Source organism: Rhodococcus sp. PvR099, from assembly GCF_017833315.1.
Taxonomy (GTDB): Bacteria; Actinomycetota; Actinomycetes; order Mycobacteriales; family Mycobacteriaceae; genus Rhodococcus_G; species Rhodococcus_G oryzae.
The window spans coordinates 5,150,126-5,163,763 of sequence record NZ_JAFIBV010000001.1; the positions used below are offsets into that span (position 1 = coordinate 5,150,126).

13 protein-coding genes are annotated in these 13,638 nt (G+C 68.3%); 10 read left to right on the forward strand and 3 right to left on the reverse strand.

Annotated elements, in window-relative coordinates; translation table 11 throughout:
• Window positions 1–146: 146 nt before the first annotated feature.
• The 5 genes from JOE46_RS24035 (at window position 147) to JOE46_RS24055 (ending at window position 5,852) form a co-directional block, all read left to right on the forward strand.
• Window positions 147–698: a DUF779 domain-containing protein gene (locus JOE46_RS24035; RefSeq protein ID WP_245221160.1), complete on the forward strand. Its 552-nt coding sequence runs from the start codon at window positions 147–149 to the stop codon at window positions 696–698.
• A gap of 110 nt (window positions 699–808) precedes the next feature.
• Window positions 809–2,242: an ethanolamine permease gene (gene eat, locus JOE46_RS24040; protein ID WP_209928684.1), complete on the forward strand. Its 1,434-nt coding sequence runs from the start codon at window positions 809–811 to the stop codon at window positions 2,240–2,242.
• Complete coding sequence (locus JOE46_RS24045; RefSeq protein ID WP_209928686.1) at window positions 2,239–3,651, forward strand: ethanolamine ammonia-lyase subunit EutB; 1,413 nt, start codon at window positions 2,239–2,241, stop codon at window positions 3,649–3,651. The genes eat and JOE46_RS24045 overlap by 4 nt, the downstream gene beginning before the upstream one ends.
• Complete coding sequence (gene eutC / locus JOE46_RS24050; RefSeq protein ID WP_209928687.1) at window positions 3,648–4,445, forward strand: ethanolamine ammonia-lyase subunit EutC; 798 nt, start codon at window positions 3,648–3,650, stop codon at window positions 4,443–4,445. Before JOE46_RS24045 ends, eutC begins: the two co-directional genes overlap by 4 nt.
• Before the next feature lie 111 nt (window positions 4,446–4,556).
• Complete coding sequence (locus JOE46_RS24055) at window positions 4,557–5,852, forward strand: haloacid dehalogenase-like hydrolase (RefSeq protein ID WP_373560238.1); 1,296 nt, start codon at window positions 4,557–4,559, stop codon at window positions 5,850–5,852.
• A gap of 53 nt (window positions 5,853–5,905) precedes the next feature.
• Here the strand turns inward: JOE46_RS24055 and JOE46_RS24060 are convergent, their stop codons facing one another.
• The 3 genes from JOE46_RS24060 to JOE46_RS24070 form a co-directional block, all read right to left on the reverse strand.
• Window positions 5,906–7,252 carry an MFS transporter gene (locus tag JOE46_RS24060; protein WP_097211016.1) on the reverse strand — a complete coding sequence of 449 codons (1,347 nt, stop codon included), beginning with the start codon at window positions 7,250–7,252 and terminating at the stop codon, window positions 5,906–5,908.
• 49 nt (window positions 7,253–7,301) lie between these two features.
• Entirely contained in the window at window positions 7,302–7,688 is a 387-nt protein-coding gene (locus tag JOE46_RS24065; RefSeq protein ID WP_097211017.1) for a carboxymuconolactone decarboxylase family protein, read from the reverse strand.
• 175 nt (window positions 7,689–7,863) lie between these two features.
• Complete coding sequence (locus tag JOE46_RS24070) at window positions 7,864–8,868, reverse strand: AraC family transcriptional regulator (protein WP_097211018.1); 1,005 nt, start codon at window positions 8,866–8,868, stop codon at window positions 7,864–7,866.
• Window positions 8,869–9,113: 245 nt separating this feature from the next.
• On the opposite strand from JOE46_RS24070, the gene JOE46_RS24075 reads away from it, so the two are divergent.
• The 5 genes from JOE46_RS24075 to JOE46_RS24095 all read left to right on the forward strand — a co-directional run bounded on the left by JOE46_RS24075 (window position 9,114) and on the right by JOE46_RS24095 (window position 13,632).
• Window positions 9,114–10,088 carry a quinone oxidoreductase gene (locus JOE46_RS24075; protein WP_097211019.1) on the forward strand — a complete coding sequence of 325 codons (975 nt, stop codon included), beginning with the start codon at window positions 9,114–9,116 and terminating at the stop codon, window positions 10,086–10,088.
• An 80-nt stretch (window positions 10,089–10,168) separates the two neighbouring features.
• Window positions 10,169–11,017, forward strand: a complete 849-nt coding sequence (locus tag JOE46_RS24080) for a TauD/TfdA family dioxygenase (RefSeq protein WP_097211099.1) — start codon at window positions 10,169–10,171, stop codon at window positions 11,015–11,017.
• A gap of 58 nt (window positions 11,018–11,075) precedes the next feature.
• Window positions 11,076–12,131, forward strand: a complete 1,056-nt coding sequence (locus JOE46_RS24085) for a 3-keto-5-aminohexanoate cleavage protein (protein ID WP_097211020.1) — start codon at window positions 11,076–11,078, stop codon at window positions 12,129–12,131.
• Window positions 12,132–12,289: 158 nt separating this feature from the next.
• Complete coding sequence (locus JOE46_RS24090) at window positions 12,290–12,871, forward strand: alpha/beta hydrolase (protein ID WP_097211021.1); 582 nt, start codon at window positions 12,290–12,292, stop codon at window positions 12,869–12,871.
• On the forward strand, window positions 12,868–13,632 hold the full coding sequence (locus JOE46_RS24095; protein ID WP_097211022.1) for a CoA transferase subunit A: 765 nt from the start codon (window positions 12,868–12,870) through the stop codon (window positions 13,630–13,632). Before JOE46_RS24090 ends, JOE46_RS24095 begins: the two co-directional genes overlap by 4 nt.
• Window positions 13,633–13,638: the final 6 nt, after the last annotated feature.

The following is a 13,638-nucleotide window of genomic DNA, read 5'->3' on the forward strand; positions in this document are numbered from 1 at the left end:
CTCGGGGCCTCTCACGGCCCGAGCCCCCGATCTCACGGCGCCCGCCAATGCCCCCCTGCGGCGGGCGCCGTGACCATGACGCGGCGCCCGCTCATCCCCCCGAGGCGGGCGCCGTGTCTCCACTTCTCGCCGAGACGGAGGTCCCCATGGCCGACCCGATGACGGTGCCCGGCCGTATCGTCGCGACCGCGGCGGCGATGGATCTGCTCCGTCGCCTCGGCGTGGTCCACGGACCCCTGATGATGCACCAGTCCGGCGGATGCTGCGACGGCTCGGCCCCGATGTGTTATCCCGCAGGCGAATTCATCGTCGGCGACCGTGACGTCCTGGTCGGGCTGCTCGACCTTCGGCTCGGTGTCGGCGAGGTGCCGAGCTCGGTTCCCGACGGTGACGACGCGGTGCCCGTGTGGATCTCGGGCACACAGTTCGCGGCCTGGCAGCACACCCAGCTGGTGCTGGACGTGGTCCCGGGGCGCGGCTCGGGGTTCAGCCTCGAGACGCCGGAGGGAGTGCGCTTCCTGAGCCGGGCTCGCGCGTTCACCCCCGAGGAGAACGGCGCGCTCGCCGAGGTCGAACCGGTCACCGGGCAGAGCTGGGAAGAGGGCAGGCGGCCCGAGCCGCCCGCCGAACCCCAGGTGGTCGCCGAGGCCGTCGACGCCTGTCCCGTCCCTGGCGGCCCGAGGGCCGATCAGTCGTAACTCCGTGGACATCAATCCATGACGTAGATCTTCAACACTATGCGCAGCCGCGCCGCCCCTGGTGGCGCCGCCGGTGTCGTGTGATCATTCACTAGGAGAAGGAGGTCGCCATGGCGATCACCACCAAGAAGGCCTCGCACGAGGACTTCCACAACGAGGACAGCGAGTACCTCGCGAAGCGGACACTCAAGTCGGGCTCCGCCGGCTGGTTGCTGCTGGCCGGGCTCGGCGTGAGCTACGTGATCTCCGGTGACTACGCCGGGTGGAACAACGGGCTGGCCGAGGGCGGCTTCGGTGGTCTGCTCATCGCGGGCGTCGTCATCGCAGGCATGTACCTGGCGATGGTGCTCGGCATGGCCGAGATGTCCTCCGCGTTGCCCGCCGCGGGCGGTGGCTACACCTTTGCCAGGCGAGCGCTCGGGCCATGGGGCGGATTCGCAACCGGCACAGCGATTCTCATCGAGTATGCGATCGCGCCCGCCGCGATCGCCACCTTCATCGGTGGCTACGTCGAGTCGCTGAACCTGTTCGGGATCACCGACGGCTGGTGGGTCTATCTCGCGGTCTATGCCATCTTCATCGGCATCCACCTCACCGGTGCGGGCGAGGCGCTGAAGGCGATGTTCGTGATCACCGCGATCGCACTGGTCGGGCTGGTGGTGTTCGCGGTGTCCGCCTGGGGCCTGTTCGACGCGAGCAACCTGACCGATATCGCGGCCGACCCAGGCGCGGCGGGCAGTTCCAGCTTCCTGCCCTTCGGCTGGTTCGGAATCTGGGCGGCGGTGCCGTTCGCCATCTGGTTCTTCCTTGCGGTGGAGGGTGTTCCGCTCGCCGCGGAGGAGGCCCGCGAGCCGGAGAAGAACGTGCCGAAGGGCATCATCATCAGCATGCTGCTCCTGATCGTCACCGGGGCGGCCGTGCTCTTCCTCGCCACCGGCGCGCTCGGAGCCGAGGCCCTGTCGACCTCGGGCAACCCGCTGGTGCAAGCGCTCGGCGACGGCGGAGCGGCCAAGGCCGTCAACTACATCGGCCTGGCGGGCCTGGTCGCCAGCTTCTTCTCGATCATGTACGCCTACTCCCGCCAGACCTTCGCGCTCTCGCGCGCAGGGTACCTGCCGACCAGGCTCTCGGTGACCAACTCCCGCAAGGCCCCGACCCTCGCGTTGATCGTCCCCGGCGTCATCGGCTTCATCCTCTCGCTCACCGGCGAGGGCGCGATGCTGCTCAACATGGCGGTGCTGGGTGCGGCGGTCAGCTACGTGCTGATGATGGTCAGCCACATCGTGCTCCGTAAGCGCGAGCCGGGCATGGTGCGTCCGTACCGAACCCCGGGCGGCATCGTCACGACATCCTTCGCGCTGGTGATCGCCATCGCGGCGGTGATCGCCACCTTCCTGGTCGATCCGACGGCGGCGATGTGGACCGTGGTCGCGTTCGGCGCCTTTATGGCCTACTTCGGCTTCTACAGCCGGCACCACCTGGTGGCCAACTCGCCCGATGAGGAGTTCGCGATTCTCGCGAAGGCGGAAGAAGAACTCGAATGACGCTCTACAGCCAGCAGATCGGCGGCACCACCCACACCTTCGACGGGCTCGTCGAGCTGATGGCGAAGGCGACCCCGCTGCGCAGCGGCGACGAGCTGGCCGGATGCGCGGCCGCCTCGGATGCCGAGCGGGCGGCCGCGCAGTGGGCCCTCGCCGATGTCCCACTCGACCGGTTCCTGCACGAGTTGCTGGTGCCGTACGAGACCGACGAGGTCACCAGGCTGATCATCGACTCGCACGATCGCGCTGCGTACCAGGCGATCTCGCACCTGACGGTCGGGGGTCTGCGGGACTGGCTGCTCGAGGTGGCCGCGGGTGACGGCGCGGCCGCCACGCTGCGGGCGGTGGCGCCGGGCCTGACGCCGGAGATGGTGGCGGCGGTCAGCAAGATCATGCGGAACCAGGACCTCATCGCGGTCGCGCGGGCGGCCGTGGTCACCGCCGGGTTCCGGACCACGGTCGGGCTGCCCGGCAGGCTGAGCACCCGGCTACAGCCCAACCATCCGACCGACGACCCGCGCGGCATCGCGGCCGCCACCCTGGACGGGCTGCTGCTCGGCTGCGGGGACGCGGTGATCGGGGTCAACCCGGCAACCGACTCTCCGCACGCCACCTCGGACCTGCTCCACCTGCTCGACGAGATCCGGCAGCGGTTCGAGATCCCCACCCAGTCCTGCGTGCTCTCCCACGTGACCACGACGATGGACCTGATCGAGGCGGGCGTGCCGGTGGACCTGGTGTTCCAGTCCATCGCGGGCACCGAGGGCGCGAACGCGAGTTTCGGTGTCACCGTGCCCCTGCTGCGGGAGGCCAACGCCGCGGGCCGCTCGCTCGGGAGGGGCACCGTCGGCAACAACGTCATGTACCTCGAGACCGGCCAGGGCTCGGCCCTGAGTGCCGGTGCCCACCTCGGCACCGGCGGCCGTCCCGTGGACCAGCAGACGCTGGAGACGCGCGCGTACGCGGTGGCCCGCGACCTCGAACCGCTCCTGGTCAACACGGTGGTCGGTTTCATCGGTCCGGAATACCTGTATGACGGCAAGCAGATCATCAGGGCCGGGCTGGAGGACCATTTCTGCGGGAAGCTGCTGGGGCTGCCGATGGGCGTCGACGTCTGCTACACCAACCACGCCGAGGCCGACCAGGACGACATGGACACCCTGCTCACCCTGCTGGGTGCGGCGGGGACGGCGTTCGTCATCGCGGTCCCCGGGGCGGACGACGTGATGCTCGGCTATCAGAGCCTGAGCTTTCACGACGCGCTGTATGTCCGGCAGGTGCTGGGGCTGCGTCCAGCCCCGGAGTTCGAGGCCTGGCTGCACAGGCTCGGCATGACCGACGCGGCGGGCCGGGTGCTCCCGGTGGATGCGGCGGCCTCACCGCTGCGCGCACTGACGGGGGCGCTGTGAGCCTCGAGAAGCGTGCGGGCACCGCACGGACCGATACGGATCCACCGGACTTCTGGGACGAGCTGCGGCTCAGCACCCAGTCACGGATCGGGCTGGGCAGGGCCGGGGACTCGCTGCCAACCGACCGGGTGCTCGAGTTCCGTGCCGCGCACGCCGCGGCCCGCGATGCGGTGCACCTACCGTTGGACGCCGACGAGCTGGCCCGGCAGGTCGAGGCGTTCGGTCTCGGCAGCCCCGTGCGGGTGACGAGCCGGGCAGGCAGCCGCGCCGAGTACCTGCGTAGGCCCGATCTCGGACGACTGCCTGCCGATCTGGCGGGCGTGCCGCACAGCGGTGCCGATCTGGGATTCGTTCTCGGGGACGGGCTTTCACCCCGTGCCCTGATGGATCACGGGGCCGGGCTGCTGGGGGCGCTGGCCGAGGAACTCTCGGACAGGTACTCGCTCGCGCCGCCGGTGATCGCGACGGAGGCGCGGGTGGCGCTCGGCGACCACATCGCCGAGGCGATGGGGGTGCGCACCCTGATCGTGTTGATCGGGGAGCGGCCGGGATTGTCGGTGGCGGACAGCCTCGGCATCTACCTGACGCACCTGCCCCGAGCCGGCCGCACCGATGCCGATCGGAACTGCGTCTCCAACATCCACCCGCCGGAGGGACTCGGCTACGCCCAGGCCGCAAAGGTGGTGGCGGGCTTGGTGTCCGGTGCCCGCAAGCTCGGACGCTCCGGTGTGGACCTCAAGGACACCTCGCGGTCCGACGCGTTGTCCTCCGGAGAGGTCCTGACCCTCGACTGACCTGCTCGGGCTCCGGCCGAGAGGTTCTCCCTTCGTCGCCGCTGTGTGTACCGGCGTGGTTCGTGTGCCGGTGTGCTTCCGCGCGCCCGCATCCTTCGAGAAAGAGGATTCCTGGTGAAGTCTTTCCATACCCGCGCAGCCTGGGTGGGTGCCCTGGCCGGTGTGATCGCGCTGACCGCATCCTGTTCGTCCGGCGGTGACGGAGCCGCCGCTGCCGCGCCCGACACCAGCAGCTGCGCCGCCCTCGACGCGGGGCTCGAATGGTTCGGCGAGAACCGGCAGCTGCTGGACCGCATGATCGCGGAGAAGGGCACCTGTGGCGTCGACGGAGACGCCGCCAAGGGCGCCCCGCTCGCGCTGTTCGACTGGGACAACACCGTGGTCAAGAACGACATCGGCAGCGCGACCGCCTACTGGATGATCAGGAACGACAAGATCCTTCAGCCCGAGGGCGCGGATTGGGCGTCGACGAGCCGATTCCTGGCCCCGGATGCGATCGCGGCACTCGGGGCGGCGTGCGGCAACGAGGTGCCGCCCGGTCTCCCACTGCCGACAGCTTCCGATCTCGACTGCGCCGACGAGATCGTCGCCGTGCTCGACGACGAGACCACCTCCGGGAAGCCGGCCTTCGCCGGGTACGACCATCGGCGGACGAAGCCCGCGTACGCCTGGGCGGTTCAGTTGATGGGTGGTCATTCGGTCGACGAGGTGACCGAGTACGCCAGGGCGGCGAGAACGGAGAACCTCGCCGCCCCCGAGGGCGCCGAACAGACCGTGGGGACCACCGAGGTCGACGGGTACGTCAGGTACTACCCCCAGATCGCCGACCTGGTGAAGGTGTTGCGCACCAACGGCTTCGATGTCCGCATCATCTCGGCGTCGGCGGAGCCCGTGGTGCGGGTGTGGTCGGAGGAACTGGGCCTGACGCCCGAACGGGCGATGGGGGTCCGTCCGGTGGTCGAGAACGGTGTCCTCACGAGGCACCTCCAGGGCTGTGGCGGCGTGGCCGACGGCGAGGACTCGGTCATCCCGTACATCGACGGCAAACGGTGCCAGGTCAACGAGGTCGTGTTCGGGGTCAACGGCCCAGCGGCGTTCGATCAGTTGCCCGCGGATCGGCGCCAGGTCTTCGCGGCAGGCGACTCGGTGACCGACGTGACGTTCCTCGGGGACGCGACCGGGGCGCGCCTGGTGATCAACCGCAACAATGCCGAGCTCATGTGCAATGCCTACGACAACAGCGACGACCGGTGGTTGGTCAATCCGATGTTCCTCGATCCGAAGGACCGTGCGGAGGAGCCCTACCCCTGCTCGACCAAGGCCTACACCGCTGCGGACGGCGGCAAGGGAGCGGTCCACCGGGCCGATGGATCGGTGATCGAGGACCAGGCCGACACCGTCTATTGACGTGCGAACGCAGCGAGTGGGGTCGGTTCGGTGACCGACCCCACTCGCTGCGTTCAGGCCGCCGCGGCTGCGCTCTGTGCCGCGAGCTTCTGGAGCCCGGCGGGGTAGAGGCGCTTACCTGCGACAAGGGCGACGATGGCGAGGACGTACACCAGGGGCGACAGCTGCAGGGCCTCGAGCAGGCCCAGGCGATCGGCGAGGATGCCGATGACGAAGGGACCCAATGCCAGGCCGAGGACATTGTTGGCCACGGTGAGGGTGCCGAGTGCGGACGACCGCACCGACGGGTGGGTCAGGCTGGCCACCATGGCGGCGGACGGGCCCGAGGATCCCGCGGCGAAGAAGGCTCCGATTCCCAGCAGGACCAGCTGCGGGGCCCCGGTGTCCAGGCGAAGTCCCACTCCGAGCGCGAGGAACGAGATCAGGCAGAAGGCGACGGCGCTGGACCACTTCATGGCCGGGTTGGTCCTGCTGACCCGGTCGGTGATGATGCCGCACACGATCATGCCGGTACCGATGAGCAACACGAACACCGATGCGATCGCGCCCGCCTTGTCGGGAGCCATGCCGTAGTACCGGTTGAAGAAGCTCGGGGTCCAGGCGAGCAGCACCGCGGCGGTGAACATCTGCAGGCCGCCGCCCAGATACGCGCACCACACCGCGGAATTGGTGAACAGGCTCGACACCGGGACCCGGATGGTGGTTCCCGTCGTTCCGACCGTCGCGACATTCTGGTCGGCGGCGTGCTCCGCCAACCGGCGCTCGGTGACGAGGGCACGGAACAGGGCGACGAGCAGGAGGCCGAGCACCGCCATCGCGGCGAAGGACCAACGCCAGCTCAGATGCACGGCAATGACGCCGCCGAGTGACACGCCGACAACCGAGCCGAAGGAGCCTCCGGCCATGAAGGCGCCGCTCAGAGTGGAATGGACTCGCGGCGCGAAGACTCCGAGCACGACGGCGATCCCGACGCTCCCGTAGGCGGCTTCGCCGACACCGACGAGGAAGCGGGCGGCCAGCATCTGCTCGTAGTTGGATGCGACCGCACACAACAGCGTCGCGATGCTCCACAGCGTGGCCATCAGCACCAGGCTCTTGACCCGGCCCCATCGGTCCGCCAGGAGGGAGAGCGGCAGTGTCAGCAGGCCGACCATCAGCGCGACGATGCTGGTGAGCGACGCGAGCTGCGAGTCCGACAGGTCCCAGTCGGTCTTCAGGAAAGGAAAGACGGCACTGAGTACCTGGCGAGACATGTAGTCGGACAACAGCAACGCGAAGGTGAGGGCGAAGACGAGCCAGGGGTAGTACGAGCGCCGGCTGCGGCGTGCGGTGGCTGTCACCGAACTCGGCGGATCGGTTGCTGCGATCTCGAGTTCGGGCGTGGTGGATGTCAGTCCCATGGATGCTCCTGGGGGTGCGGCTGGCAGGGGGAAGGTGTGGGGCCGGCGCTCAGTTGGTCGCGCGGCGGGACTCGTACGCGTCGAGTTCCTCCGCGAGGATCGGCACGCCGAGATTGCAGGCGTGGATCCCGAGGACGCTCACCATCTCGAGGACGGTGAGGATCTCCTCCCTGGACACGCCGAGCTCGAGTGCGGCTCGGATGTGCCGACGAACTCCAGGCGCGTACATGTGGGTGGCGGCGGCATCGATGGCGATGCTCAGCAGTTCGACGAACTCGGGTGTGAACACCCCACGCCGCACGGGCGTGGCGTTCATCGCCATGAACTGCTCGGTCCACTCCGGATCCCACTGGGACAAGGTGTCCCACAGTGGATTCCAGCTTCCAGCCTGCTTCATTCGGTCGAGCGTCGGAGTGGGTATCGGCTCAGCGGTCATGGCTGCTCGTTTCACGGAGAACGAATCGGGTGTGATGTGGGCTATTGGCCCGGCCCGATAGTGGCCTGGATCACGTTACGTCGCTCGTGAGTCGAATAATTGCCCGTGCGGGACGGAATTCTTTGCATTTCGGGACATACTCCCGGGGTGGGGGCACCTGCCGTTGGAAACCGACCTAACCCTCGGTTTGTTTGCGCCAATCGCGGGGGCTCATGCCGAACTGCTGATGGAACCACCGGGAGAAGCTGCTCGGTGTCGAGAAGGCGAGCAGCTCGGAGATCTCGGTGAACGAGTAGCGGCGGCCGGCGACCATGCGTTTCGCGAGTTCGGCCCGGGTCGAGTCGACGACCGAGGTGAAGGTCTGTCCTGACTTCGCGAGGTGCCGATGCACCGTGCGACGGTCGACGCCGAGGCTGCGCGCGACCTGCTCGATCGAGCAGCGTCCGCTCGGCAGCAGGAGTTCGACGAGTTCGCGTACGCGATTGGTGAGCGTGGGTTCCTCGGGCGTGGTGAGCGTGTCGAGGAACTGTTTCGCGTAGGAGCGCAGCAGTGGGTCGGACAGCCTGTTCGGCTCGTCCAGATCGCCTGTGTAGGTGATGATTCCGGTGAACTCGCTGTTGAAGTGCAGCGGCGCGTCGAAGACCTGGCGGTGCGTCGTGTCGTCGGCCGGTCGGTCGTGTTCGAAGCTGACGGACACCGGATGCCACCGCTCGCCCAGTAGGTGCCTCAGCAGCTGGTGGGTCACCGTGACCGCCAGTTCGACGGACTGCCGGACCGGTACGGGTTCGCCGGGATCGATGCTGATGCGGATCGTGGCCAGGCCGTCGCGCTCGGACAGCCGGATGTTCAGCGACTCGTTGTAGGTGTGCTGGTACCGGATCAGCATCCGGAGCGCGCTTCGGGCGTCCGGCTCGTCCCGGATGCTGACGCTCAGTGGGCCGAGGGTGGACAGACGACGGCGCTCGGCCAGCTTCAGGGCGAAGTCCTGGCGACCCGAGGTCGCCGCGGACAACTCGAGGAGACGGGCGACGGAGGCCGCGGGCACCCAGCGGTCTTGCAGGTCCAGCCCGGCCGGGTCGAGCCCAGCGCTCCTGAGCAGCTGCACCGGGTCGAGCGACAGGGCACGGCTCAATTCGATGTAGCCGGTCAGTGAGGCATACCGGGCGAGCGGCTTGGCCATTCGCGTCGCCTTCCATCTCGGGTGTCCCGCTCGGCGCCCTGCAGTGGGGTGTCCCGAACGGGAAACAAATATGTCCCGTCAGGATAAGTGTGAACCCCATCGCGTGGCTACTGTTGTGTCAGCTGAGTCACACCGGATGCGTCGATCGCCTCCGGTTGCGGGCCCCGCGAAGGGCACATCGACCGCTGCGCCACAGCGCAGCGAGATGCCCGACCAGGGGTGGAATCACGATCAAGGAGAAGGCAATGGCAAAGGCGATCCGCTTCTACGAAACCGGCGGCCCGGAGGTTCTGCGGTGGGAATCCGTTGAGGTCGGCGACCCGGGGCCGGGTGAGGTGCGGATCCGCCACGGGGCGGTCGGCCTGAACTTCGCCGACACCTACTTCCGTACGGGGATGTATCCCGCGCCGCTGCCCGCAGGCATGGGTGTGGAGGGTGCGGGCGTGGTGGAGGCGGTCGGTGCCGGTGTCACCGACTTCCAGGAGGGTGACCGCGTCACGTACACGGGTAGCCCGCTCGGTGCGTACAGCACCGAGCGCGTGATGCCCGCCGCACACCTCATCGCACTTCCGGATGGGATCGAGTTCGAGACCGCGGCCGCGATGACCATGCGCGGCCTCACCACCTCGTACCTGCTGCGCCGGATCCACCCGCTGAAGGCAGGCGACACGGTGCTGCTGCACGCGGCCGCGGGTGGCGTCGGGCTGATCTTCTGCCAGTGGGCGAAGTTGCTGGGCGTCAACGTGATCGGCACCGTGTCGACCGACGAGAAGGCGGCGGTCGCGCGTGCTCACGGGTGCGGAGAGGTCATCGTCTACACGCGGGAGAACGTCGCCGAGCGGGTGCGTGAGCTCACCGGCGGGGCGGGCGTGCCTGTTGTCTACGACAGCATCGGGGCGTCCACGTTCCAGACCTCGATCGACTCGCTGGCCCGCCGGGGTCTGCTGGTGGCCTTCGGAACCGCCTCCGGCCCGATCCCGCCGATCGATGCCATGCAGCTCGCGGTCAAGGGGTCGCTGTTCGTGACCCGGCCCGCGCTCGCCGACTACATCGCCGATCCGGCCGAGCGGGCGGAGCTCGCGGGTGAGCTCTTCGGTCATGTCGCAGCCGGCCGCATCTCGATCGAGATCAACCAGCGTTACGGGCTCGAGGACGCCGAGAAGGCTCATCGCGACCTGGAGGCCGGTATCAGCATCGGCTCTTCGGTCTTCTCGGTCTGAACCCGAAACACGAACAGGAGAGCGTCATGACCACAACCATCGACCGCGTGACCGGTCGAACCGACATCGCCGCCGCGGCGATGGATGCACGACCGCTGACCTGCAGCATCGGCGCGGAGATCCACAACGTCGATCTCGCCGATGTCGCGCGCGACGACCAGCGCTTCGCGGAACTGAAGTCGCTGCTGCTCGAGCACAAGGTGCTGTTCTTCCGTGACCAGAACATGAGCCGGGCAGAGCACGTCGCCCTCGCCGAGCGGTTCGGGTCGCTCGAGGACCACCCCGCACTCGGCAGCGACCCGGATCACCCGGGCCTGGTGCGGATCTACAAGGACCTCGACAGCCCGCCGGAGCGGTTCGAGAACGCCTACCACTGCGACGCGACGTGGCGGGAGAACCCGCCGATGGGCTGCGTGCTGCGGTGCATCGAGGGACCGGAGGTGGGCGGCGACACCATGTGGGTGAACATGGCGCTGGCCTACGACCGGCTGCCCGAGCACGTCAAGGAGCAGATCGAGGGCCTGCGGGCGCGACACAGCATCGAGGCGACCTTCGGAGCGCGGCTGCCGATCGAGCAGCGACTCGAACTGAAGGAACGCTTCCCGGACGCCGAGCATCCGGTGGTGCGTACGCACCCCGAGACGGGCGAGAAGATCCTGTTCGTCAACTCGTTCACCACCCACCTGACGAATTTCCACACCGCCGAGAACGTGCGCTGGGGAATCGATTACGCGCCAGGAGCCGGTGAACTGCTGCGCTACCTGCAGAGCCAGGCCTCCATCCCCGAGTACCAGGTGCGGTGGCGGTGGACGCGCAACAGCGTGGCGATCTGGGACAACCGGTCGACGCAGCACTATGCGGTCCAGGACTACTGGCCCGCGGTCCGAAAGATGGAACGCGCGGGCATCGTCGGCGACCGTCCCTTCTGATCCATACGAATTCTCTTCCACTCCAGGCTTTTCCAGCCAAATCGACAGGAGAAAAGACATGCACTTTCACGACGACGCGCTGTTCCCGGAAAACCAGGACAAGCTGGTCATCACCGTTGCGCCGTACGGCCCGGAGTGGGCGGTGGAGGACTTCCCCGAGGACCTACCCCTGACGATGGACGAGCACGTCCAGCAGGCCGTCGACTGCTTCGAGGCCGGCGCCACCGTGCTGCACATCCACGTCCGCGAGGAGGACGGCAAGGGCTCCAAGCGCCTGTCGAAGTTCAACGAGCTCCTCGGCCGCCTCCGCGAGGCAGTCCCGGAGATGATCCTGCAGGTCGGCGGCTCTATCTCCTTCGCCCCCGAGGGCGACGGTGCGGACGCCAAGTGGCTCTCCGACGACGTGCGCCACATGCTCGCCGAGCTGGACCCGAAGCCGGACCAGGTCACCATCGCGATCAACACCAGCCAGATGAACATCATGGACCTGATGACCCCGGGCGACATCAAGGGCACCTCCCTTGAGAACGCCGAACTGGCGCACACCTACCGCGAGATGACCGTCCCCGCCGGCCCCGAGTGGGTCGAGGAGCACCTGCGCCGCCTGCAGGCCGCAGGCATCCAGCCGCACTTCCAGCTCTCGAGCATCCCCCAGCTCGAGACCGTGGAGCGCCTGATCCGCCGCGGCTTCTACACCGGCCCGCTGAACCTGACCTGGGTCGCGATCGGCGGCGGCTTCGACGGCCCGAACCCGTACAACATGATGCAGTTCATCAACAGGGTCCCGGACGGCGCCTGCCTGACGCTGGAGACGCTGATGCGCAGCGTGCTGCCGGTGAACACGATGGCCATCGCGATGGGCCTGCACCCGCGCTGCGGCAACGAGGACAACTTGTGGGCGCCAAGCGGCGAGGTCAAGATCACCTCCGCCGAGCAGGTCCGCCAGCTGGTGCGTGTCGCCAACGAGCTCGGCCGCGAGGTCGCCACCGCCAAGGAGGCCCGCGACATCTACCGGATCGGCGAGACCTACGCCGATGCCGATGAGACCCTCGCCAAGCTCGGCTACGCGCCGAACCGCAAGCCCGGGCAGGTCGGGTTCACCCAGCACGCCTGATCCGGCCACCCAACCGATCGTCGAGCCGAGGCAGCAGCGCCGGCTCGACGATCGACGGACGGGTCGGGACGCGGCACCTGCTTGTGCCGCGCCCCGACCCGACAGGGATCCGATCCGGATCCCGATCTCATTGTGAAACAGCAGCTTCGGGAGTCCACTTGAACAGCATCGCCGATCCGACCGTGGTGATCGTGCCCGGTCTGCGCGACCACGTCGCCGACCACTGGCAGACCCTGCTCGCAGACAAGCTCGACCGAGTGCGCACGGTGCCGCCGCTCGAACACGACAAGCTCAGCCTGAGCGCGCGTGTCGCGGCGCTCGACGCCGTGCTGGCCGAGATCCCGGGGCCGGTCGTCCTGGTCGCCCACAGCGCGGGCGTCATGATCACCGTGCACTGGGCCCAGCAGCCGACCCGGACGATCCAGGGCGCTCTGCTCGCCACCCCCGCCGACCTGGAACAGCCTCTGCCCGAGGGCTACCCGGTGATCGAGGACCTCGAGCGCAATGGCTGGAACCCCATCCCGCGGCGCCGGCTGCCGTTCCCCAGCATCGTCGCCGCCAGCAGCAACGACCCGCTCGGGAGCCACCGACGGATCGCGGGGATGGCCGAGACGTGGGGCAGCCGCCTGGTCGATCTCGGTGAGGTCGGACATCTCAACCCCGCTTCCGGCTACGGGTATTGGCCGGAAGCCGAGGAACTCCTCCTCGAGCTGACTCGTGCGAAGCAGGTCGCCTCGTGACCCGGGTGTTCGTCTCGGCCGCGGATGCGGTCGCCGACATCCGCAGCGGTGCCTCGTTGGCGGTGGGCGGGTTCGGTCTGTGCGGGATCCCCGACGCGCTGATCGCCGCGATCGCGGAAGGGTCGGCGACCGATCTGGAGGTCGCCTCGAACAACTGCGGAACAGACGGCCACGGGCTCGGTCTGCTGTTGGAGCAGAAGAGAATTCGTCGGGTCATCGCGTCGTACGTCGGTGAGAACAAGGAGTTCGCCCGGCAGTACCTGGCCGGTGAGCTGGAGGTCGAGCTGTCGCCGCAGGGGACACTGGCCGAGCGGCTCCGCGCCGGTGGTGCGGGCATTCCTGCGTTCTTCACCCCGGCCGGGGTCGGTACCCCGGTGTCGGAGGGTGGGCTGCCGTGGCGCTACGACGGCGACGGATCGATCGCCGTGGCGTCCCCGCCGAAGGAGGTCCGCGAGTACGCGGGCAAGCGGTACGTGCTCGAGGAATCGATCACCACCGATTTCGCATTGGTGCACGCGGCGATCGGGGACACCGAGGGCAACCTGGTGTTCAACATGGCGGCACGCAACTTCAACCCGCTCGCCGCGATGGCGGGCCGGGTGTGCATCGCGCAGGTGGAGACCCTGGTGCGGCCCGGTGTGCTGGATCCGGCGCAGGTCCATCTGCCGGGGATCTTCGTCGACCGCATCGTCGCAACGGGCGTGCAGGACAAGCAGATCGAGAAGCGCACGGTGACGGCGCGGAAGGCGGCAGTGGTATGACCGTGT

Excerpts from the sequence above, each read along its gene's own strand:
- JOE46_RS24035 (WP_245221160.1), top strand. The coding sequence starts at position 147 with ATGGCCGACCCGATGACGGTGCCCGGCCGTATCGTCGCGACCGCGGCG.
- JOE46_RS24070 (WP_097211018.1), bottom strand. The coding sequence starts at position 8,868 with ATGGCCAAGCCGCTCGCCCGGTATGCCTCACTGACCGGCTACATCGAA.
- JOE46_RS24080 (WP_097211099.1), top strand. The coding sequence starts at position 10,169 with ATGGATGCACGACCGCTGACCTGCAGCATCGGCGCGGAGATCCACAAC.
- eat (WP_209928684.1), top strand. The coding sequence starts at position 809 with ATGGCGATCACCACCAAGAAGGCCTCGCACGAGGACTTCCACAACGAG.
- JOE46_RS24045 (WP_209928686.1), top strand. The coding sequence starts at position 2,239 with ATGACGCTCTACAGCCAGCAGATCGGCGGCACCACCCACACCTTCGAC.
- JOE46_RS24085 (WP_097211020.1), top strand. The coding sequence starts at position 11,076 with ATGCACTTTCACGACGACGCGCTGTTCCCGGAAAACCAGGACAAGCTG.
- JOE46_RS24065 (WP_097211017.1), bottom strand. The coding sequence starts at position 7,688 with ATGACCGCTGAGCCGATACCCACTCCGACGCTCGACCGAATGAAGCAG.
- JOE46_RS24060 (WP_097211016.1), bottom strand. The coding sequence starts at position 7,252 with ATGGGACTGACATCCACCACGCCCGAACTCGAGATCGCAGCAACCGAT.
- JOE46_RS24075 (WP_097211019.1), top strand. The coding sequence starts at position 9,114 with ATGGCAAAGGCGATCCGCTTCTACGAAACCGGCGGCCCGGAGGTTCTG.